Source organism: Bacillus sp. ISO11 (genome assembly GCF_003458115.1).
GTDB lineage: Bacteria > Bacillota > Bacilli > Bacillales > Bacillaceae_G > Bacillus_A > Bacillus_A cereus.
In genome coordinates this window covers 1-19,668 of the sequence record NZ_QXCO01000029.1, presented here as the reverse complement: position 1 = coordinate 19,668, position 19,668 = coordinate 1, and the positions used below count along the sequence as shown (strand labels likewise).

The window sequence follows — 19,668 nt, the reverse complement described above, 5'->3', positions numbered from 1 at the left end:
TTTATTTTCTAATTTGTAATAGCGTATATTTTCACTGTGAATTTGTTAGTGGCACCCATTGGACTTGCAATATAATATTTAGTATTTGTGTAAGCTTCAGTCCTAGATCCATGTGAAATGTTTTTCCAACGAGTAGAATCTATTCCTAGGGAAACATCAATCATTACATTGAAAGAGATAGTAGAAGAATAATCTTTTTCTGAAGGCTCAATAACCCATTTTAATTCTTTGGTACCTACAGGTAAACTATCAATTTTAAAGTTTTGACTGGATCGATTTTGTTGCCCGGATAAAGGACTAGATTCAGATGATATTTGCGAAATTAATATTTCTTTTTCATTAGAATGTATACCATTTAATTTAATGATACTATCAATTAAACCTGGACCAGGAAAATCAGCTGCGATGATACCAGAATGTTTAATTATGCCTTGTTGTAAGAGTTCGGTCCCAAGTGTATTCATTCCTCCATAGTATACTTGTCCGTTTCTATCGCGAGGGAAATCACTCCATGCATTTGTGGAATTCGTTTGAATCAATTTAGGACTACTATCAGTATTTCTGCTCTCTTTTCCGCTTGCAACAAACCAAGGATATACATTATTTAAAAATGCTGCTGCGCCTCCCGTACCACTAAAATGGTTGAGATGAATTTTTCCATTATTAAAATTAGTATTTGCATTTTGTAGATGGGTTTTTATCGCAATCCATTTTGCATATATTTCGTCTGGTCCGCTTCCAATTTCAAATTTATCTTGTATATTCAAACCTTCGTAATCAATACCGTACAATTGAGTAGATGTAAAGTTTTGTAAGATTACAATTTTCCCGCGGGTATCTCCTAAAGTAGGGTTATTTCTATCTGAGGTTGGTACGGAATTAGGATTCCAAAAATATGAAGCATTAACGTTTTTATATTTTAAAAATATCTCCTCAAATGATAGCGAGCCGCTTTCAGGAGTAGTTTCTTCTTTTAGGCGCATTAATATTGTTTCTGTTGGATGCTCTTTTAAAAATTGAATTGTCTCTTTTAATACATCTTCAAACACAGCTTTTTGATTTACAATGCCATGATACATTGCAAAAGAATCTTTTACACGTTTAACACGCATATCTACATATCGGATTCCAGAATTTAATTGTTGGGATAGACTCATAGTTTGATTTCTTGTCAAATTTTCATCAAGAAAGCTTGCTCCATGTAAAGCCATTGTACCGTGAGTCCCTGGAATAGATATTTCACTTAATTTTGTTGAATCTTCTATTTTGGACATCCACGATGGATTTTGATATCCTATATTGGATTCATAGGAGTAACCTGGATGACTATCAGCTAAAAGAGTAGATGGTGTACTTAAACTTGCTAGTGTAATACAAGTGAGGATGCTAATTTTAATGAAATTTCTCATTTTTATTTTCTTCATTTTATCTCTCCTGATCTTTAAACAATTGCTAGATGATGTTTTTACTATATTTATTGTTTTTCATTCTTGAGGTAATAAATTTTTGGATTTGAAAATAATTAAAAACAGGGGGAGTAAGTTATTTGAGACTTTAATAATTTGTTTTTATGAATTGTACCTAATAGCCAAACGTATTCTTGAAAAATCGAAATATAGCCTCCAAAAACCAACCGTTGCTCGTATTGTATACAAACAAAACAGAAGCCTTAAAAAAGACTTCTATTTTGTGACATATAATGAATGATAAGGTGGTAAACAAATCAAGATAATGTGAATGAGTAGTAAAAGTTTATTAATAGCTGTTTTAGAATCTCTTATAACAAGGCTGATTACAAAAAGTGAATCCCTACAATGCTAATAAAAATTGAAAAATTCTACTCATTAAAACTTAGACTAACTACAGTTGCGATTGATTGGGCTGCATGTTCCCAACTTCCATCTATAACTTTACCAATCTGCTGACCAAGTGTATTTAAATCATTTGGATTAACTGGAATTCCATTATAAGCAGCAAGAATTGATAAAAGTGGAGCAGCAAATGGTGTCCAACCACCTCTATCAATACTAAATACAGGCTTATCTACTACTTTTCCATCTTGCACAGTAAACTCATAATAAAATTGATCATCTGGACGGAAACTTAAATGATGAGAAATTTGTCCCTTAACATATTTTTTTCCTGCACCTAGATTTACTACTTCTATTTCCTTTACGTTAAATTCATGTTCAAATACTTTTATTTTTTTGACTTCTGGACCATTTAAGGCAGCATTAACAGCTGTTTCTAAATTATTTTGTGCTAATGGTTGAATACTCATTTGTGCCTTGTTTTGTTGGATAGGAGCCTCTTTTTTTGCAGCAAACACTGATGTGGTAGGTAGTGCACCTGTAGCTAATGTTGCTGCAAGTGCTGTTGTCATCATGATTTTCCTTTTCATCTTCATAGTTTTTCTTCCTCTCTAAAAGTTTTGATATATAATCTTTTAAAGACTGACATTGTGTAATATTTTATTTCATAATGAACAAAAAACTGGTTTAAGAATGATGTGGAATTATGTCAGAGCATTAAAATTAATTATATATGTACTTAAGATGATATATATCTACACATATTTTTTCAATTTTTAGACAAATATAATGTTATGACTTCTTAAGAGTCAATTTAGTACCTTGTTTATCTATAGAAATCCTATAAATAAACTAATTTCATAGTGAATGTAATATATTTGATATTAAATGTCTTACATAATGATATAAAATTTCACATTTTTTTATTTTTAAGAATGAAGCGATAAGGCTTCAAACCGCAAGGGATGCGGGGATAGCCTAGTCCATTAGAGTTTGAAAGAATCTTTACTTAGGAATCCCTCATTTCTAAATGAAGTGAAAGTGGTTGGAGTTCAAGGAGAGTAAGCTTTTGAACGATTTTTCAACTGTAATAATTGATCCATTTAGATATCTTAATACCCAGTAAGAATAGAATAATTAAAGCGTTACAAAACACTGAAGTGAACCCCGAAAACGGGACACCAATCAAAACACCTTAACCACTTGTTCCCTAAATTCTTTAGGGGATAGGTGGTTTAATTTTTCTTGAATTCGCACACAATTGTAGTAATGAATGTATTCTAGCACAATCTTTCGCACAGTTGTGTTGGATACTTTTGTTATCTTTTGTGAATAGAAAGCTTTACTTTTTAAATGACCAAAGAAGCTTTCCATGACGGCATTATCATGGCAATTTCCTCTCCGGGACATGCTGGTGATAATGCCGTTTTCTTTGGCATACGCTTGAAATTCTTTTGCTGTATAAATACTTCCTTGATCCGAGTGAAGAAGGACATCTTTTATTTTTCGCCCTCTCATTGCTTGTTTTAATGTCTTCATCGCTAATGTCAATGTTTGTGATTCGCTGATGACACAACTAATAATTTCACGATTAAAGGCATCCATAATCGTTGATAAATACAAGGTACGCTCTCCAAATAAAAGATACGTCACATCCGTAAACCACTTTTCATTTAGTCTGGATGCATCGAATTGGCGCTCCAATCGATGAGGGGCTACCATTAGTTCCGCACCATTGATATATTTCTTTTTCTTTCGATGTACTTTTGAAAGAATGTGATTTTGTCTCATGATTCGTAATACTTTTTTATGATTAACACACAGTCCCATTTTTCGAAGAGTAGCGGTTACTCTTCGATATCCATACCGGAATTTATGCCTAAGACAAACGTCCGTTACTTTCTCTTCTATACCATCTTTCAAATCTTCCGTTCGTTGTAACCAACGATAAAATGTGGAACGGGGTAATTCTAATACGTTACACAATTCTTTTACCGTTATTTTTGTTTTTACATTTTCTCATAAAGTAACTACAGTTTCTGGTTTCAGCCCCTTTCGATTTCCAGATACTTTCCCCATACAAGTAATTTTGTTTTTAGATGTTTATTTTCTAAACGTAGCTGTTCTAATTCACTGAGCTCTTTTGGTCCTTTTCCATAAGAATATTGTTTTCCTACAGGTTGTTGAAAACGATACGTTTGATCTGTACGATACCATTTCATCCATGTCTTAATTTGGGAAACATTTTTAATTCCGAGTTTCTCCATAATTGTACGATTTGAATAGCCGTCTTTCTTCATTTCAATAACTTTCCACTTTGTTTCTTCTGGGTAATGAACTCTTGTCTTCAAACGAAAAACACCTCCATTGAATTTGCATACTTAGTATGCGAATTCAGGAGGTGTTTTTTTCATGTACCACTATTCGGGTTCACTTCAGTACATAATGATAAGCTTTTTATTATTTTCTTCATCTCTTTTTCGTTTTAGGAGGTATTTTATTTTCTTAGCTTAATTGCGATGAGCGGTACCCCATAAAGATCCCTGATACATAATTGATGTTCTGCCATTTGTAGAAAACAATCCACTTATACCATTTTAACAAGAAGAAATATCTCGTCCATGTTGTAATATTGGCTTACGTTAAGCTTGTGAAAAAATCATATTCATGTATTATACAATTAATGTATGATACAATTAATGTATGATACATGAGTTGTAGGAGGGTGACCTTTTTGAAAAGAGAAGATGCCTTAAAATTAAGAACAGATATTAAGAAAATGATTATAATAACTGGGGTTTTTGAATCTCAAAATTTGCCCAAAGGACCATTTGAAAAACCTTTACCAACTTCTCAAATGATGGCGTTAGAGGAACTAGAGGTGGAAAAATTAACTGTTTGGCAACTATCCAATAAACTTAGATTAGAGACTTCAACTGTAAGTAGATTGGTAGATAAGTTAGTAAAAAAGGGGCTTATTTATCGTGAAGTAAATGAAAAAAATAGAAGAGAACTTTTTCTGCACCTCACAGAAAAAGGTCACATAACTGTTAATTGCTTAAGAGAGCAATCCATTACATTTTATCAAAGTATTCTCAATAACTTATCAGAATCAGAACAAAAAATAGTTGTGGATGGTTTTGAATTATTTATTGATTCTATTTCTAAGCCTTTTGATTAGAGTGAGGTAAGTCATAACATTTGGAGGATAAAATGAGTTTGCATTTTGAACGTCCTATTATTGAATTAAAAGAGAAATTTGATGAATTAAAGAAAATTATGAAAGAAAATAATGTAGATTTATCGTCAGAAATTCATGAATTAGAAAAACGTTTAAATAAAATGCAAGATAAAATTTATTCTAATATTACACCTTTTCAACGAGTTCAAATTGCAAGGCTACGTAACCGACCCACGACATTGGACTATATACCTTTATTGTTTACAAACTTTCTCGAACTTCATGGTGATCGATTATATGGTGATGATAAAGCAATGATAGGTGGTATTGCAAAATTTAAAGGAATGCCCGTTACGGTTATTGGTCATCAAAGAGGTAGAAATACAAAGGAAAGTATAGAAAGAAATTTTGGAATGGCACATCCAGAAGGTTATAGAAAAGCGCTAAGACTTATGAAACAAGCTGAAAAATTTAATCGCCCTATTATTACATTTATTGATACAATAGGCGCCTATCCAGGGATAGGGTCTGAAGAACGTGGAATTTCTGAAGCGATAGCTCGAAATCTATTTGAAATGGCTACACTTAAAGTGCCAATTGTTTGTATTGTAATTGGAGAGGCATCAAGTGGTGGAGCTCTTGGCATTAGTGTCGGTAACCATATCCATATGTTAGAGTATTCATGGTACTCGGTAATTTCTCCAGAAGGAGCAGCATCTATCCTATGGAAGGACGCTAAGTATGCTCCAGAAGCTGCTGAACATATGAAAATTTCAGCAAAAGATTTAAAACATTTAGGAATTATTGATGAAATCATTCCTGAAATTAAAGGCGGAGCACAAAATGATATAAAATTACAGGCAAAAGTGATTGAATCTGTAATCGAATCATCTCTAAAAAAATTGATACTATTATCCTCGGAAGAGCTTATACAACAGCGGTATGAAAAGTATAGACAAATAGAGAATTATAAATGAAAATATTTAAAGTCCGTATTACATTTCGGAGGATTATCGCAAAAAAATTCTAAATGTTTTGTAAGTAACCTCTTAAACTGGGATATGCTGATACTTTTACTCTACAAAAGGTGTGTGATCGGTATGGAAAAGGAAAATTTGTTCAAATGGAAGCATTATCACATACCCATCAACTTAAGAAATTGATTGTTCCCCAAAACGAAAAAATGAGCTGAATTCTCATAAATAACTGTAAAAAGGTGAAAATTTCGTTATGGGGGTATCTCAAAAGCTTAGGTTGCTGGCAATGGGGTATCGCCAGCATTTCGGAAAAAACCAGGCTAAGAGTATGCAAGATTTTATACAGTTTTTCGGCTGATCCAGTAACAAACAAGAACTCTAAAACCGCACCAGAGTAGGAATGAATAAAATCATGTATAGGATGATACAAATCAAGAGCGAAATCCACTGATTAAGTAAGGATTTCGCTCTTGATTTGCTACCGATAATGAGACGTTATGTTAACTGAGTGTGTATACAATATTCAACCGAAAACAAACAACATATCAACTCTCTCAAATGGTAAAATAGGAAAAAAGACATTCAGAATAATATCTTTAGAAACCACTATTTATCACATAGGGGTTTTCGAAAAAAGTAGAGTAAAGGGGTGGGGGAAATGAAGTATATTAATGGATTGTACATATCACTTATATTGATGATATTCATTAATTTACTTAATATTACAATGTTTGATAATAAATACTCAGGGATAACAATGTATCTTTCTTCCGTTATATTCATAATTGGAAGCGCATTTTTCGGAAGTGCAAAACGGCTTAAAATGAGTGAGAAAAAATAAACCATTTAGGAGGTGACAATCATTAATGAAACAAGAAGAACAAGTTATCTTTCGTGAGGTTCAGCGATCCCCAATTTGGGTATGGATACTCATATTAGGGATCGCCATACTGATGTGGTATGGATTTATTCAACAAATTATTCTTGATATCCCGTTTGGAGATAAACCAGCCCCTAATGGTGTATTAATTGTTATGTGGTTGTTTTTCGGGATTGCCTTTCCTGTATTAATGCTTGGAGTATTGAAACTGATCATTGAAGTCCGTGAAAAAGGTCTTTATGTTCGTTTTGTTCCTTTTCATTTTCAATATAAGCAGTACCTTTTTAAAAATATAAATCATTATGAATGCATTACTTACAGTCCACTAAAACGATTTGGAGGATGGGGAATTCGTTTTAACCTTAAAAATGAAAAAGCCTATAACATTAATGGAAATAAAGGTATAGAGTTAAAGTTGCAATATAACACAGTAGTAATCGGCACTCAAAAATCAGACGAATTAAAAAAAGCACTGTACTCAGTACAAAAGTATAATGAAAATTAAACTTCAACAAACGGGCACAATTCAAGAATTTCTACTAGGTATATCTACTTTAAAAACAAATTAAATTTACTTCCGATATCGAAAATTATGTAAATAAGCTGTCCATATGGGCAGCTTATTGTATTTTTTGCTTAGCGTGGGGTTTTTCCAAAATGCTGGAGGCACACTTTTTTATTAAACTCTAATTCAAATCTACAATTGTTTATATTTTGTTATTTCCTGTTGCAGAATCCTTATGATAAGGATTCTTTTTTTATATCAAAAATCACAAATAAAAAAAAGATAAGATCGGCGAACACGATCTTATCTTGAGCACAAGGAGTAAACAAAAGGATAACCATCATATTTTTATTATAATTTATTTTTTTATTAATTTTGAATATTTAAACCATAATTAACATGTATATCAATATTGAGAAAATTATTACAAATTTCACTATAAATGATTCAAAACTCCAATGTAAACTTTTACCCAGTAGTTTACTTTCATACTATTGATTTTTATACGTGTTTGGTAAAGAAGACACAATGAATTGCAAATAAAAACTATACCAAAATCTAGTTCGGTATAGTAAAGTGCATATAAAAAATCCCTCTTTGTTACCTCCCCAAAAAAGAATCATTGCCGAGGACCTTATAAACTGTATTTTCAGAAACATGACAAGCATGTAAGTATAATGTAAGGCAATTCAATATGAGAAAAACAATCTTACTACTACAATGAATAACAGAAACATTCATGAAATACCTGTGATGCAATATCAAGTTATTTTAGTGCTTAAAACATTCAGCCCAGTATTACAGCTTAAATAAGGAAATACAAAACTAGACCAACAATTAATGGTAAATTACTCGTATTTTTAAAAAAATAAAAATGTTAGCAGGCATCATCTATCAACGCTCATTCTTAGTGTGTAAATTTGGAGGGAATTTCTCATATGAAAATAGTAAAAGTAAAAGATCTTAGTAAAGAATACACAGGCAAGGTTTCACATACAGCACTTTCAAATATTAATTTAACAATTACAGAAGGAGAATTTGTTGGGATTATGGGTCCTTCTGGTAGTGGGAAAACAACGTTATTGAATATGATTTCTACTATTGACTCGCCAACATCAGGCAGTGTATTCATTAATAGTAAAAATCCTTATCAACTATCACCCAATGATTTGGCCGTATTTCGCAGACAGGAATTAGGATTCGTCTTTCAATCCTTTAACCTGTTGCATACATTAACAGTAAAAGAGAATATGGTTCTTCCGCTCGTATTAGATGGCATGAATGTGAAAATAATAAATAAACGAATAGAATCTATTTCAAAAAAATTAGGAATCAGTGAAATTTTGAATAAACGAACATATGAAATATCTGGAGGACAAGCACAGCGAACAGCGATTGCCCGTGCACTCATTCATTCTCCTAAATTGGTTCTTGCCGATGAGCCAACAGGAAACTTAGATTCTAAAGCTTCTCAAGATGTAATGGAGATATTAACACAATTAAATAAAGAGGAAAAGGCAACAATGATGTTAGTAACGCACGATCCAGTTGCTGCAAGTTACTGTGACCGCGTTATTTTTATTAAAGATGGACAGTTATATAATGAAATTTTCTACAATGACAATCGTTCGTTATTTTATCAAAATATTATGGACATTCTTTCTATGTTAGGAGGGAATAAACATGACTTTTCGACAGCTCGCATTCAATAATGTTATACGGAATAAACGAATATATCTTGGACATTTTTTTAGTAGTACATTTGCGGTAATGATTTTCTTTACTTATGGGCTACTTGTCTTTCATCCAAATCTACAAGGCGAACTGACTCATGCAAGTACCATTATGAATACATTTGGGAAAATAGGATTTCAACTATCGTATTACTTAATCTTTGTTTTCTCTTTCTTATTTATTTTCTATTCTGTTAGCGCATTTTTAAAAAATAGAAAAAAAGAGTTTGGATTATTAATGTTACATGGAATGTCTCATCAACAGCTTCATCAATTAATTTTTTTCGAAAACATGTTGATTGGAATCCCTTCTATACTAGCAGGCATTGGACTTGGGATGGTTTTTTCTAAATTATTTTTACTAGTTAGTGGGTCTTTATTAGGAGTAGAGCATACGTTATCATTGTACTTTCCATTAAAGTCTATGGGAGTAACAGCTATTTCCTTTTTTGTTTTATTCCTACTCATTTCATTATTTACATCAAAAATGGTGAAAATGAATGAACTTGTAGAACTCATAAAATCAGAGGAAAAACCAAAACCTGAGCCGAAAGCGTCCGTTTGGATATCCTTGTTGGCAATAATCTTAATTGGAGCAGGTTACTCCGCCGTCCACTACTGTATCGTCGCGGTCGATTTCATGAGTTTAAAACAATTACTTCTACTCGTAGGAGTAGGTGTCTTATTAATTGTATGTGGAACCTATTTTTTCTTTACTCAATTGTGTGTATATGTGATATACACTTTAAAAAATAGAGAAACTACATTCTTTAAAAGAACCAATCTCCTTGTTATTTCAGAATTAGCGTTCCGAATGAAAGATAATGCGAGAACGTTCTTTATCGTTACAATTATATCAGCTGTATCTTTTACAGCAATTGGAGTTTGTACGGCAATCGCAAATCCTGAATTGGCAAAAAGTGCGACGCCATATGCATTTACCTATCGATCGGATAATGGAAATACACAAGAAAAATCCCATATTGAAGAGATAAAGAAACAATTAAAAGAATCTGGATTTTCTTATAAACTTGTAGCAACAAAATTTAAAAGGTCACAAAACGGTCCGGTGTTAATTAATCTTTCTACGTATAATGAATACGCTAAAAAATTAGGGTATGAAATAGAAAAATTAACAAATGAAACTGAAAGTATCGCTATACTACCAAAGAAAAATCCCACAAGTGCAGAGAATCAAAAAACATTGGAATTAAAACATGGCGAACTAGAAGTACCACTTTCTGTTCAAAAAACAATTTATATCCCAGAATTCGCCGAGATTGACAACCCTTTTATTGTCTCTGATGCTGTTTACAGTAAAGTTCTAAATGTACAACAAGAAGGCGTACTCCGAGATTACACCATATATGGTTTTATCATAAAAAATTGGCCTAAAACAAGTGTAATTTCTACAAAACTTATGAAGTTCATTGGTACGAGTCAAGATGATTTTTATGCCTTTTCATCTTTGTATTTAAAATGGCTTGAACTGAAACAACAAAATGGATTACTTTCTATTTCAAGTGTATTGGTGGGGATTGTATTTTTCGTATTTACGCTAAGCTTTTTATATTTCCGTCTATTTACTGACTTAGAACGTGATAAAGAGCAATATCAGATGCTTTCAAAATTAGGTTTAAGACAAAAAGAGTTAAAGAAAATTGTGACAAGACAAATGATGATTCTATTTTTCTTACCGATTGTAGTAGCTATGGTTCACAGCAGTTTTGCATTTCTAACTTTTCACCAATTAGGACAAACAGTAAGTAGGGAACTGTCCGTTATTCAAAGCTCAATTGTTGTATTAGTAAGCTTTATTTGTATGCAAATTATTTACTTCCTTATTATTAGAAATCACTATATAAAACGTATATGTACAAAAATATATTCATAATAAAGATAAACAAAAAATTGAAGGGGCATACTCAATCACTAATTATGCTTGGATATCCACCTTGAAAGCAAGTTTGATGAAATCAGGGCACATCCCTTGGACTGTTTCAACTCCATCGAGGTGGATTAGCACCCAGAGATTTAACGAACGAAGATTTGAAAAATGCAGAAGCCAATACTCGAATTGTAATATCTAATATGACAAGTGCTCCCTTAGTACAATTATGTAGTAAACTTCATGCAGCCACTGGTACCTTACTCAGCCTTGAGGACTTAAATAAACGCTTAAATACAAAGGCAGTTTTGTTTTTACAACATATTTTTCTTTATTGTTACAACAAAAACTCTGTGAACAAACACAGACTTTAACTTTAAAAAAACATCTTAAAAAAACTTTAGATAAAATTTATTTTTTCTTTCTATAATTATTCTATAATTTATGCATAAATATGAAAAATATTTTTAAAAGTTACACAGCTTTTTTGTAGTATCGGGGGGGTAAATGACCTTTATTAACAGCAAAATCTACAATTGACAAGGAGAACATTTTATGAGTAAGAGAATAAACGAATTAGACTCAATACGAGGACTAGCGGCTATCACAGTGGTATTTGGACACTTTTGTTTAATGCTACCATCGTTGCCTAATTCTATTAAATTTTCCCCGCTTAGGTTTTTATGGGCGGGTGGAGAAGCTGTAATCGTTTTTTATGTACTCAGTGGTTTTGTGTTATCTATGGCACTTTATCATTCAAAAACAAATTATTGGGGATATTTAATTAAGAGATTTGTAAGAATCTATATTCCTTATTATTTTTGGATAATCATTACCTTTTCTTTATTTATTTTGTTTTCACCATATGAAGTTACGGGACTACGAGACTGGTTCTATGATAAGTGGCAAGGGCCAATAACAAAATTAGATATTATGAATCACTTTGTACTTCTTAATAACTTTTTTACGGATAATTATAATCCGGTTATCTGGTCATTAGCTCAAGAAATGCGTATATCTATCGTGTTTCCCTTGTTATTCCTTCTGTTTTATAAACAGAGTTGGAAGAAAACGATACTGTTTGCTATGAGCTTTTCTTTAATTGGTATTTTCCTTAATATGTTGCATATTGGGAAAGCTGAGGGGTTTTATAATGGTTATGCCGATACACTGCATTTCACATCTATGTTTATGGTTGGAATGCTACTTTTTAAATATCAGGAAGAACTTACTCAATTATATAGAAGTATGAAAAACTTAAACAGAAAACTTCTTATCGCATTAGGGGTCTTTCTATATCTATATTCCATTATGATTTATGGGCTTTCTAGTAATGATACTACTTTCTTATTAAAAGATTGGGGTGTCGTCATTGGTGTTAGTATAATAATCATTATGGCAATGAATAACCTAAAGGTAAAAGCTATTTTAAATAAGGGTGTATTTGTATACTTAGGGGAAATTTCATATAGTATCTATTTATGTCATTTTCCAATCACGATGGTACTCTTTAAACTTTTGTATGCAAAGATACCCACCCTTTTTCTTCTTATCTTATGTATTACAACGACAATACTTTGTTCTATATTATCGTATCATTTAATTGAAAAGAAATGTATCAATTGGGCAAAACAAAGAACAGCAAAGTTCAAAAAAAAAGTGTGACATTTGAAGGGGGAAGGAAACGATTCAAAGAATAACCCGCTTTGAAAAATCCTCCAATTCAGGCGGTTGTTTTTCTTTAAATTTCTATATTAAACTTTGCACCTAAAAGAAATAATTTTGAGTCCGAAAAGGTATGAATTTTTAATACGAGGAGGAGTATTATATGAAGGATACGATTAAAAAACGATTTATTATATTATTCTATATTAGTATTTTAGGTTTAGGAACCATGCTTGGAATATTTTATGTTAAGCATAAAACCAATATTCAAAGAAATAAAGTGATTGCTGCCGAAAAACGTTTATTGCAATATGAGCTCACCTTGAAAAAAGAATTAGAAAAATATAATTTAGGAGAGAAAACAGCAGTTTTATTAGGAATTATGTACCAAGAGAGTAGAGGTGAGGGAAACGACCCTATGCAGTCTTCTGAATCACTGGGATTAAGGCCAAATGAAATTCAAGAGACAAGCTTGAGCATTAAGCAAGGGGTAAAACACTTTGCTCAAATGTACAAATATGGAACGGAAAAAGATGTTAGCATGGATACAATTATTCAAAGCTATAATATGGGACCGGGGTATATTGATTTTATTGCTAGTCAAGAAGTTAAACAACACTCGGAAGATTCGGCCAAAAATTTTTCTAAAATGAAAGTTGATCAAAATCCAGAGATGTACACTTGTGGTGGAAATAAAAATAATTTTAGGTATCCATATTGTTATGGTGATTTCACATATACAACAAAGGTGAATGAAAAAGCAAAGCTTATTGAAGAACTTCTCCGAAAAAAACCAAAATATAATTCAGAAAATTTTTAATATAATAACTTTAAGATTTATTTGAGAGATTTATTAAATCAGGTCATAGTGATACCCGTATTCTAAAAATAGTCTGAATACATGTCTGGTTCAGATAAGTTTGGAGTGACTCATGCAAAGTAGGCAGGATTTAAAAAGCACTCCACCAAGTCACGAGAATTTAGGTTTTACCGTAGATACCATTTCACGTTCAACAAAATAATATTTGGTTGATAATGTCTCCATTTTAATAAACTTTCCTTATCCACACTAAGCATACACCTTTTTAAAGTAGTCTAATCAGTATGGATAATTTTGAGAATGTTCAATCTATCCTTATTATTGTAAAATATTAATAAATGTTAATGTACACATAAAAAACAGGATAGTTCCTATAAAAAGTAAATACAAGAATGTCTAGGGGGTGTAATGGTGGAAAAAATAGTTTTTTTAAAAAAATTAGATAAGAAACTAATATTCATTTTATTCATATTATGTGTCACCAGTATTGTTGCAATATACAGTAGTCAGCAAACCGGGCAATATGGTAACCAAAATTTTGCTATGAAACAAATGGTAAATTACGCTATCGGATTTGTTTTATTATTAATTGTTGCCAATCTCGATTTAGATCAATTACAAAAATTAGCTTGGCCGAGTTATATTGTGGGATTCATCTCAATTATTATCTTAAAAGTATTACCAGTATCAAGTTTTACACCTGAAATATCAGGGGCAAAAAGATGGTTTAGATTCCCAATTATTGGTGCTACTCAACCAGCTGAATTTTTTAAGCTTGCCTTACTTCTTCTGGTCGCTAGTTTAGTCGTAAAACATAATGCACAGTATATGGCACGGACATTTCAAACTGATTTACTTTTGATTGGTAAAATATTTTTGATATCTATTCCACCAGCGTTACTTGTTTATAGTCAACCCGATACGGGAATGGTGTTCCTATATATAGCAGCCATTGCATGTATTATATTTATGTCAGGAATTCAAAAAAAGTTAATCGTACTATGTGCTGGAATTCCGATGACTGTATTGTCTGCTTTAATATTTATATACGTAAAATATCCAGATATTTTCTTCAATAAGTTAGTTACTTTATTAAAGCCTCACCAACAATCGCGAATTTTAGGCTGGTTAGATCCATTTCAGCATACAGATCAGGGATATCAAACTCAACAATCACTTTTAGCTGTTGGTAGTGGAGGGATAGAAGGAAAAGGCTTCGGTTCTGGAAATGTTTATATTCCAGAAAAACATACTGATTTCATTTTTGCCACAATTGCCGAAGAAGGCGGTTTTATAGTTGCTACTTTTATAATATGCATATTCTTCTTACTGCTTTCCCGAATACTTATAATTGGTAATTCCGCAAATAATTTATTCGGCACCTTACTATGCGCAGGAATTGTAGGCGTTCTAATGTTACAATTTTTTCAAAATATCGGTATGATTGTGGGATTAATGCCTGTCAAAGGTATTGCACTTCCATTTTTATCATATGGTGGAAGCTCTTTATTTTCGAACATGCTAATGATGGGGCTTATTCTATCCACACGAAAAACATACAAAGAATATATGTTTTCAGTGAATCAGCACTAAATATCAAATAAGAAGTACTTATACTTTAAACTATTCGTAGAATAACACGAGATGAATAAGAAAGGTTACAGAGCTATAATCAAGTATTGTCAATAGACAGAGGGAGGAGAATAATAAACATTCTTCTCCCTTTGTCTGTAATTAGGGTTTGCATTATCAATAAATATATGTTGTAAGGAATTGCTGGAATGAGTTTTAAGGTTACAAAGGGGTAGGACGCACATTTTAACGTTATTATACGCAAAGGGATTCTCAAAACTCCATAACACGAGTTAAATTGAGAATCAAATTGCATCTAATTTGATTCAAAACAGATTGGCGTCATAGACTACTGAATAAAAACACAGGGTTTTATCTCTGTGTTTCTTCAAATTTTCGTTTTTGAATATATGCTTGAGCATGAATAATTTCTTCCTGAAGTTCTTTTAATTCTTTCATAGATTCTGATTCAATAGTCATGTAAGTAGTAACTAAACTAATCATCATATCCATCTTCTCTACTATATTTTGAATGACCTGTTCAGATTGCTCTTTTTTAGGGTGTTGTATTGCTTTTAATACATCTTCCATATAATTGTTCTTTCTTTGCTGGATATCATAAATAAACTGTTTTGTGTTTGAGTTCAGTTGTTTTTCCTCCTCTTTAGATATATTTCTATTCTATCATATTCAAATGTAAATATTGGATTACTCTGAATTTACACCAGCCTAATTGCTTAACGTACTCTATATACGTCTAAAGAGATGATAAAAATATATATTTTTTTATCAAACTTGGAACTTTATCATGATTACTGTCCAATATATAGTGAAATCAAATTTAAGGAGGATGCCTGTTTGGCTAGTAATGACAACATAAGCAACTGGATAGACCGTCTGTTATCCGGTGACGAAGAAGCTTTTGAATATATATTTGATTTAACAAATCAGAGAATATATGACACCGTATTTGCTATAGTTAAAAATGGTCATGATACAAATGAAATTGTAAATGAAGTTTACTTTCAACTATGGAAATCCATCTCAAAATATGATCAATCTAGACCTTTTTTATTTTGGTTGAATGGCATTGTCTATAAACAAATTAGTCAATGGCGAAAACAAGTTTGGAAGAGGATGCGTTTATTTGAAAAACAGCATTCAATGCAGGAGTCTGTTGTAGAAATCCCAGAAAAATTATTACTTGAGAAGGAAACACAAAAGGAATTGTTAACATTAATTCAAGAATTGCCGTTCAAATTTAGGGTTGTGATAGTGTATCGTTTTTATCACGATTATACGTATGAAGAAATTGCGGAATTATTACAAATCCCTATAGGTACGGTAAGATCTAGAATTCATAGAGCGTTAGAAAAAATTCGGAATCAATCTAATATTGAAATAGATGAGGAGGAATATAAATCAAATGTCATTTTCAAATGAATTAAAAAAAGAAATGAAACAAGAAGTTCCTAAAGAAGTTAAAGAGCGTGCATATCAATCATTTACGCAAATTCACAAGAGGGAGAACAAAAAGAAATTGAAAAAGAAATTATTAATAACAGGTGTAGCGGCAGCTATCATTATACCAACTAGTACAATGGCACTAAATAACTCTTATTTTACGCAACCTCAATTAAAATTGAATGACATGATTACTGATCAAGTTAGAAAGTATGCAGCAGCGGGAAAATCTATACCTTTGGATCAAAAAATAACAGATCAAGGAATTACGCTTCATTTAAAAGAAATGTTAATCCAAGAGGATAAAATACTTGTTTACTACCGATTTGAACAACAAGATGGATCAATAATTCCGTATGAATTTAATACAAATGGATTGCATATCATATCCAGTGGTAAAGAAAAGGGTAAGCAAGTGGCAAGTCCAACGTATAAGAATGAAAAATTTAATACTGTAAGTGAATTGAGTTTTCTTAGTAACAATAATCTAGACAGCTATCAAAAGGATCGTATTGGTAATCCAAATGCACCGGATATTGGTATGTTTTACTTAACTGATGCAACAGGAAAGGCTTTTGAAACTGCGCTGGCTTTTCATGATAAACCAGAAGGAGCAGTAGTTTTTGAAGTACTTCAAGGAGAAAAATTCCCTAATTCTTTAACTATAAATATAAATATTGATAGAGTTGGAAAAACAGAAGGAAATTGGAAAAACAAAATTTTAGTTGATGTAGAGCATAAATCCGTACAAAAGACTGATATGGATAAAGATCAGTAGAAATCATAAGAAAATATACCTTAGTATCCTACTATCAACATCTAAATATTTGTGAAGAATATCAGCATGATAACTGTATTTAAGAATTACAATTATCTATAACTATAATTACATATTGGGTCCCACCATAACGTATCAAGTTAAAAAACTAATTAGTCCCCAAAACGAAAAAATAAGCTAAATTTACATAAATAACTGTAGAGAGAGAGAAAAATTTCGTTATGGGGGTCATTTAAAATATTAACTGGATGGGCATGGGGTCCCTCCTTCATTTTGACAAAAATCTACAAAAAATTCTACAAATTATGGTCAGGGAGAGGTTTTGCTCTTTGTAAGGATGAAAGGTGAAAAGAATGATCTTCCATCACCGGGTGCAGATTTTAAATATTTAATACCAGATGATATCGAAGAAAAATAAAGAATATTCCTGTTGCAGAATCCTTATTATAAGGATTCCTTTTTTTGTATCTAAAATTTACAAATAAAAAAAGATAAGATCGGCGAATACGATCTTATCTTAAGCATAAGGGAAAAACAAGTGACACAAACCATCTTAATTTTTATGATATTATATTTTTTGTTAATTTTCGATATAAAACCCATATTTAACATCTATATCAATATTGAGAAATTTATTACAAAATTAGCTATAAATGATTCAAAAATCCAATGTAAACTTTTAGCCAAAAGTTTACTTCCAAATTAGAAAAGATTAGGTCCTTAATTGGCTTTACCCCAGCCATAAACCTTACAATCAAAAACAAAGGGTAATTCAACTATCAACCTCATATAAAATGTTAATCTTGTCTAAGCATTCATTAGGATATACAATTGATCATCTATTTTTCTTTACATAATCTCCAGATACAGTCCATATCAACTATAGATTCTTGCCTTATGCTAAATGTAATCAAAAAGCAAGTAGATAAAGATAATGACTAAAACATTAACTCTAGATACTTTTTTGATGAATATTACAAATACACAGGAGGTAATGAAGAATGATTAAAACATTATTAGCAGGAGCATTTTTAAGTACAGGATTATTAGCGAGTGGTGCAATTGGTGCAGAAGATGCGAAAACGGACAATTTAAAGTCAAATGAAAATTCAAATCAAGTAATTACACAGAGTGTAGATGGAACAACGTCTTCCTCACAAAACTTTGATTTACCTAAAGATGCAGTGCCAGCATCTAAAGGAGATGTAAAAACTGTTGAAAAATCGGAAGGTACAGGTACAGATTCTCAAGAAGGAAAAATGGTAGAAACAAAAGAAGGTACAGAATCACAACCTGGAAAACATGCAAAAACTGTTGAAAGAACAGAAGGTACAGATTCTCAAGAAGGAAAAATGGTAGAAACAAATGGAGGTACAGAATCACAACCTGGAAAACATGCAAAAACTGTTGAAAGAACAGAAGGTACAGATTCTCAAGAAGGAAAAATGGTACCAACAAATGAAGAAAATTAAATAATATATAGTTATAACGAAGAGCATCCAAAAAGGGGTGCTCTTTTTATATTATAGGGATTAACTAGTTTTACTCAACATAGAGCTGTAGGAGGAATTGAGGATTAGAACATAGGGTACTGTTTCTTCAAATTATGGTGTTTAGAGCAATAGTTTTGGTAGTAACGTTACAATACAAACATTTTGTTAGAGATTTTTTAAATCTACATAGACTCTAGATAGACTACATATAAACTTCAGATACTTGTTTTATGATACAAGTAATTAAACAAAAGAAGGGGGTTATAACAGTATTAATAGGGCAATCTTTTAAGTACAGGAGATTATTAGTAGATGGAGAAAATGTTGAAGATGTACAGACAGATAAAACATATTTCATATAAATAAAATGAATTGCAACAAGCTAAAAGTACGGTTTTAAGAAGTTTGAGTTATAAGAAGAAAATAGATAAGTATAGTGAAAATAGATAAATTGACAAGAGAAAAGCACTTTGTGTATATCACAGGTGCTGTTTATTTTTATTTTGGTCTAGGACTTGAATTAAACTTTTATACTAAAATATATATAGGAAAAGGAGGAAGTTCATTGTACAAAATTATTTATGGAATATTAATTTTAATTTATACTTTGTATTCATTTTTTGTAAGTGATGGAAGTGAAATAAGGGTTATAATGGTGTTAACTATAGTACTTATCTTTTCTGTGGTTTTAGAAAAAAGGATTGATTAAAGGTCGTTTTTTTAACACTTTGTAAAGATATCTAATGTAAATTATTATTCATTAGTTTACTTTCATTTCCCCTTAAACATTGAATTTACTATATATATATTCAAATCATTGTAAATAGAGGGATTGAAAAGTAGATGAATAAAAAACAATATATATATTGTTTTACAGTAAGAATGCGCCATTCTTCTTTAT

The 19,668-nt window shown here is 31.4% G+C and carries 16 protein-coding genes and 5 pseudogenes; 16 read left to right on the top strand and 5 right to left on the bottom strand.

What is annotated here, in order from left to right:
* Positions 1-8: 8 nt before the first annotated feature.
* The 3 genes and pseudogenes from D1166_RS24085 to D1166_RS24075 all read right to left on the bottom strand — a co-directional run bounded on the left by D1166_RS24085 (position 9) and on the right by D1166_RS24075 (position 4,162).
* Positions 9-1,424: a phosphatidylinositol-specific phospholipase C gene (locus tag D1166_RS24085; RefSeq protein ID WP_000721442.1), complete on the bottom strand. Its 1,416-nt coding sequence runs from the start codon at positions 1,422-1,424 to the stop codon at positions 9-11.
* Positions 1,425-1,837: 413 nt separating this feature from the next.
* Positions 1,838-2,407 (bottom strand): hypothetical protein, encoded by a 570-nt coding sequence (locus D1166_RS24080; RefSeq protein ID WP_000782804.1) that lies wholly within the window; start codon positions 2,405-2,407, stop codon positions 1,838-1,840.
* Positions 2,408-2,996: 589 nt separating this feature from the next.
* Positions 2,997-4,162, bottom strand: a pseudogene (locus D1166_RS24075) (IS3 family transposase).
* 383 nt (positions 4,163-4,545) lie between these two features.
* Here D1166_RS24075 and D1166_RS24070 point away from each other — a divergent pair.
* The 10 genes and pseudogenes from D1166_RS24070 to D1166_RS24025 all read left to right on the top strand — a co-directional run bounded on the left by D1166_RS24070 (position 4,546) and on the right by D1166_RS24025 (position 13,460).
* The gene (locus D1166_RS24070; RefSeq protein ID WP_000817656.1) at positions 4,546-4,992 is read left to right on the top strand and encodes a MarR family winged helix-turn-helix transcriptional regulator; all 447 of its coding nucleotides are present in this window, start codon (positions 4,546-4,548) and stop codon (positions 4,990-4,992) included.
* A 32-nt stretch (positions 4,993-5,024) separates the two neighbouring features.
* Positions 5,025-5,969, top strand: a complete 945-nt coding sequence (locus D1166_RS24065) for an acetyl-CoA carboxylase carboxyltransferase subunit alpha (RefSeq protein ID WP_097855902.1) — start codon at positions 5,025-5,027, stop codon at positions 5,967-5,969.
* A 658-nt stretch (positions 5,970-6,627) separates the two neighbouring features.
* On the top strand, positions 6,628-6,810 hold the full coding sequence (locus tag D1166_RS24060; RefSeq protein WP_000875161.1) for a hypothetical protein: 183 nt from the start codon (positions 6,628-6,630) through the stop codon (positions 6,808-6,810).
* 25 nt (positions 6,811-6,835) lie between these two features.
* The gene (locus tag D1166_RS24055) at positions 6,836-7,354 is read left to right on the top strand and encodes a DUF6141 family protein (RefSeq protein ID WP_097879726.1); all 519 of its coding nucleotides are present in this window, start codon (positions 6,836-6,838) and stop codon (positions 7,352-7,354) included.
* 938 nt (positions 7,355-8,292) lie between these two features.
* Positions 8,293-9,066 carry an ABC transporter ATP-binding protein gene (locus D1166_RS24050; protein WP_097879725.1) on the top strand — a complete coding sequence of 258 codons (774 nt, stop codon included), beginning with the start codon at positions 8,293-8,295 and terminating at the stop codon, positions 9,064-9,066.
* The gene (locus D1166_RS24045) at positions 9,038-10,981 is read left to right on the top strand and encodes an FtsX-like permease family protein (protein ID WP_097879724.1); all 1,944 of its coding nucleotides are present in this window, start codon (positions 9,038-9,040) and stop codon (positions 10,979-10,981) included. Before D1166_RS24050 ends, D1166_RS24045 begins: the two co-directional genes overlap by 29 nt.
* An 80-nt stretch (positions 10,982-11,061) precedes the next feature.
* Positions 11,062-11,190, top strand: a pseudogene (locus D1166_RS24040) (transglycosylase); the annotation flags it as partial.
* Positions 11,185-11,342: pseudogene (locus tag D1166_RS24035) on the top strand (IS4 family transposase); the annotation flags it as partial. The pseudogenes D1166_RS24040 and D1166_RS24035, both read left to right, overlap by 6 nt.
* A 188-nt stretch (positions 11,343-11,530) precedes the next feature.
* A complete protein-coding gene (locus tag D1166_RS24030; RefSeq protein ID WP_097879723.1) occupies positions 11,531-12,640 on the top strand; it encodes an acyltransferase family protein in 1,110 nt (369 codons plus the stop codon).
* Between the two features lie 163 nt (positions 12,641-12,803).
* Positions 12,804-13,460 (top strand): lysozyme family protein, encoded by a 657-nt coding sequence (locus D1166_RS24025; RefSeq protein WP_098347671.1) that lies wholly within the window; start codon positions 12,804-12,806, stop codon positions 13,458-13,460.
* Between the two features lie 170 nt (positions 13,461-13,630).
* On the opposite strand, the pseudogene D1166_RS24020 reads toward D1166_RS24025, so the two are convergent.
* Positions 13,631-13,717 (bottom strand): annotated as a pseudogene (locus D1166_RS24020) (IS6 family transposase); the annotation flags it as partial.
* 151 nt (positions 13,718-13,868) lie between these two features.
* Here D1166_RS24020 and D1166_RS24015 point away from each other — a divergent pair.
* Positions 13,869-15,053, top strand: a complete 1,185-nt coding sequence (locus tag D1166_RS24015) for an FtsW/RodA/SpoVE family cell cycle protein (protein ID WP_033667195.1) — start codon at positions 13,869-13,871, stop codon at positions 15,051-15,053.
* A gap of 351 nt (positions 15,054-15,404) precedes the next feature.
* Here D1166_RS24015 and D1166_RS24010 read toward each other — a convergent pair whose 3' ends face one another.
* Positions 15,405-15,680 carry a hypothetical protein gene (locus tag D1166_RS24010; protein ID WP_071719813.1) on the bottom strand — a complete coding sequence of 92 codons (276 nt, stop codon included), beginning with the start codon at positions 15,678-15,680 and terminating at the stop codon, positions 15,405-15,407.
* A 210-nt stretch (positions 15,681-15,890) separates the two neighbouring features.
* Here D1166_RS24010 and D1166_RS24005 point away from each other — a divergent pair, with 210 nt between their 5' ends.
* The 5 genes and pseudogenes from D1166_RS24005 (at position 15,891) to D1166_RS23990 (ending at position 19,476) form a co-directional block, all read left to right on the top strand.
* Positions 15,891-16,475, top strand: coding sequence for a sigma-70 family RNA polymerase sigma factor (locus D1166_RS24005; protein ID WP_097879721.1), 585 nt, complete (start codon positions 15,891-15,893; stop codon positions 16,473-16,475).
* Positions 16,459-17,274 carry a DUF4179 domain-containing protein gene (locus tag D1166_RS24000; protein WP_098347673.1) on the top strand — a complete coding sequence of 272 codons (816 nt, stop codon included), beginning with the start codon at positions 16,459-16,461 and terminating at the stop codon, positions 17,272-17,274. The genes D1166_RS24005 and D1166_RS24000 overlap by 17 nt, the downstream gene beginning before the upstream one ends.
* Before the next feature lie 1,001 nt (positions 17,275-18,275).
* Positions 18,276-18,746, top strand: coding sequence for a hypothetical protein (locus tag D1166_RS23995; RefSeq protein WP_097879719.1), 471 nt, complete (start codon positions 18,276-18,278; stop codon positions 18,744-18,746).
* Between the two features lie 251 nt (positions 18,747-18,997).
* Positions 18,998-19,130 (top strand): annotated as a pseudogene (locus tag D1166_RS32400) (histidine kinase); the annotation flags it as partial.
* A gap of 73 nt (positions 19,131-19,203) precedes the next feature.
* Positions 19,204-19,476 (top strand): hypothetical protein, encoded by a 273-nt coding sequence (locus D1166_RS23990; protein ID WP_097855905.1) that lies wholly within the window; start codon positions 19,204-19,206, stop codon positions 19,474-19,476.
* Positions 19,477-19,668 lie beyond the last annotated feature (192 nt).

Coding starts and splice junctions, on each gene's coding strand:
- D1166_RS24085 (WP_000721442.1), bottom strand. CDS start 1,424: ATGAAGAAAATAAAAATGAGAAATTTCATTAAAATTAGCATCCTCACT.
- D1166_RS24080 (WP_000782804.1), bottom strand. CDS start 2,407: ATGAAGATGAAAAGGAAAATCATGATGACAACAGCACTTGCAGCAACA.
- D1166_RS24065 (WP_097855902.1), top strand. CDS start 5,025: ATGAGTTTGCATTTTGAACGTCCTATTATTGAATTAAAAGAGAAATTT.
- D1166_RS24060 (WP_000875161.1), top strand. CDS start 6,628: ATGAAGTATATTAATGGATTGTACATATCACTTATATTGATGATATTC.
- D1166_RS24055 (WP_097879726.1), top strand. CDS start 6,836: ATGAAACAAGAAGAACAAGTTATCTTTCGTGAGGTTCAGCGATCCCCA.
- D1166_RS24050 (WP_097879725.1), top strand. CDS start 8,293: ATGAAAATAGTAAAAGTAAAAGATCTTAGTAAAGAATACACAGGCAAG.
- D1166_RS24045 (WP_097879724.1), top strand. CDS start 9,038: ATGACTTTTCGACAGCTCGCATTCAATAATGTTATACGGAATAAACGA.
- D1166_RS24030 (WP_097879723.1), top strand. CDS start 11,531: ATGAGTAAGAGAATAAACGAATTAGACTCAATACGAGGACTAGCGGCT.
- D1166_RS24025 (WP_098347671.1), top strand. CDS start 12,804: ATGAAGGATACGATTAAAAAACGATTTATTATATTATTCTATATTAGT.
- D1166_RS24015 (WP_033667195.1), top strand. CDS start 13,869: ATGGTGGAAAAAATAGTTTTTTTAAAAAAATTAGATAAGAAACTAATA.
- D1166_RS24000 (WP_098347673.1), top strand. CDS start 16,459: ATGTCATTTTCAAATGAATTAAAAAAAGAAATGAAACAAGAAGTTCCT.
- D1166_RS23995 (WP_097879719.1), top strand. CDS start 18,276: ATGATTAAAACATTATTAGCAGGAGCATTTTTAAGTACAGGATTATTA.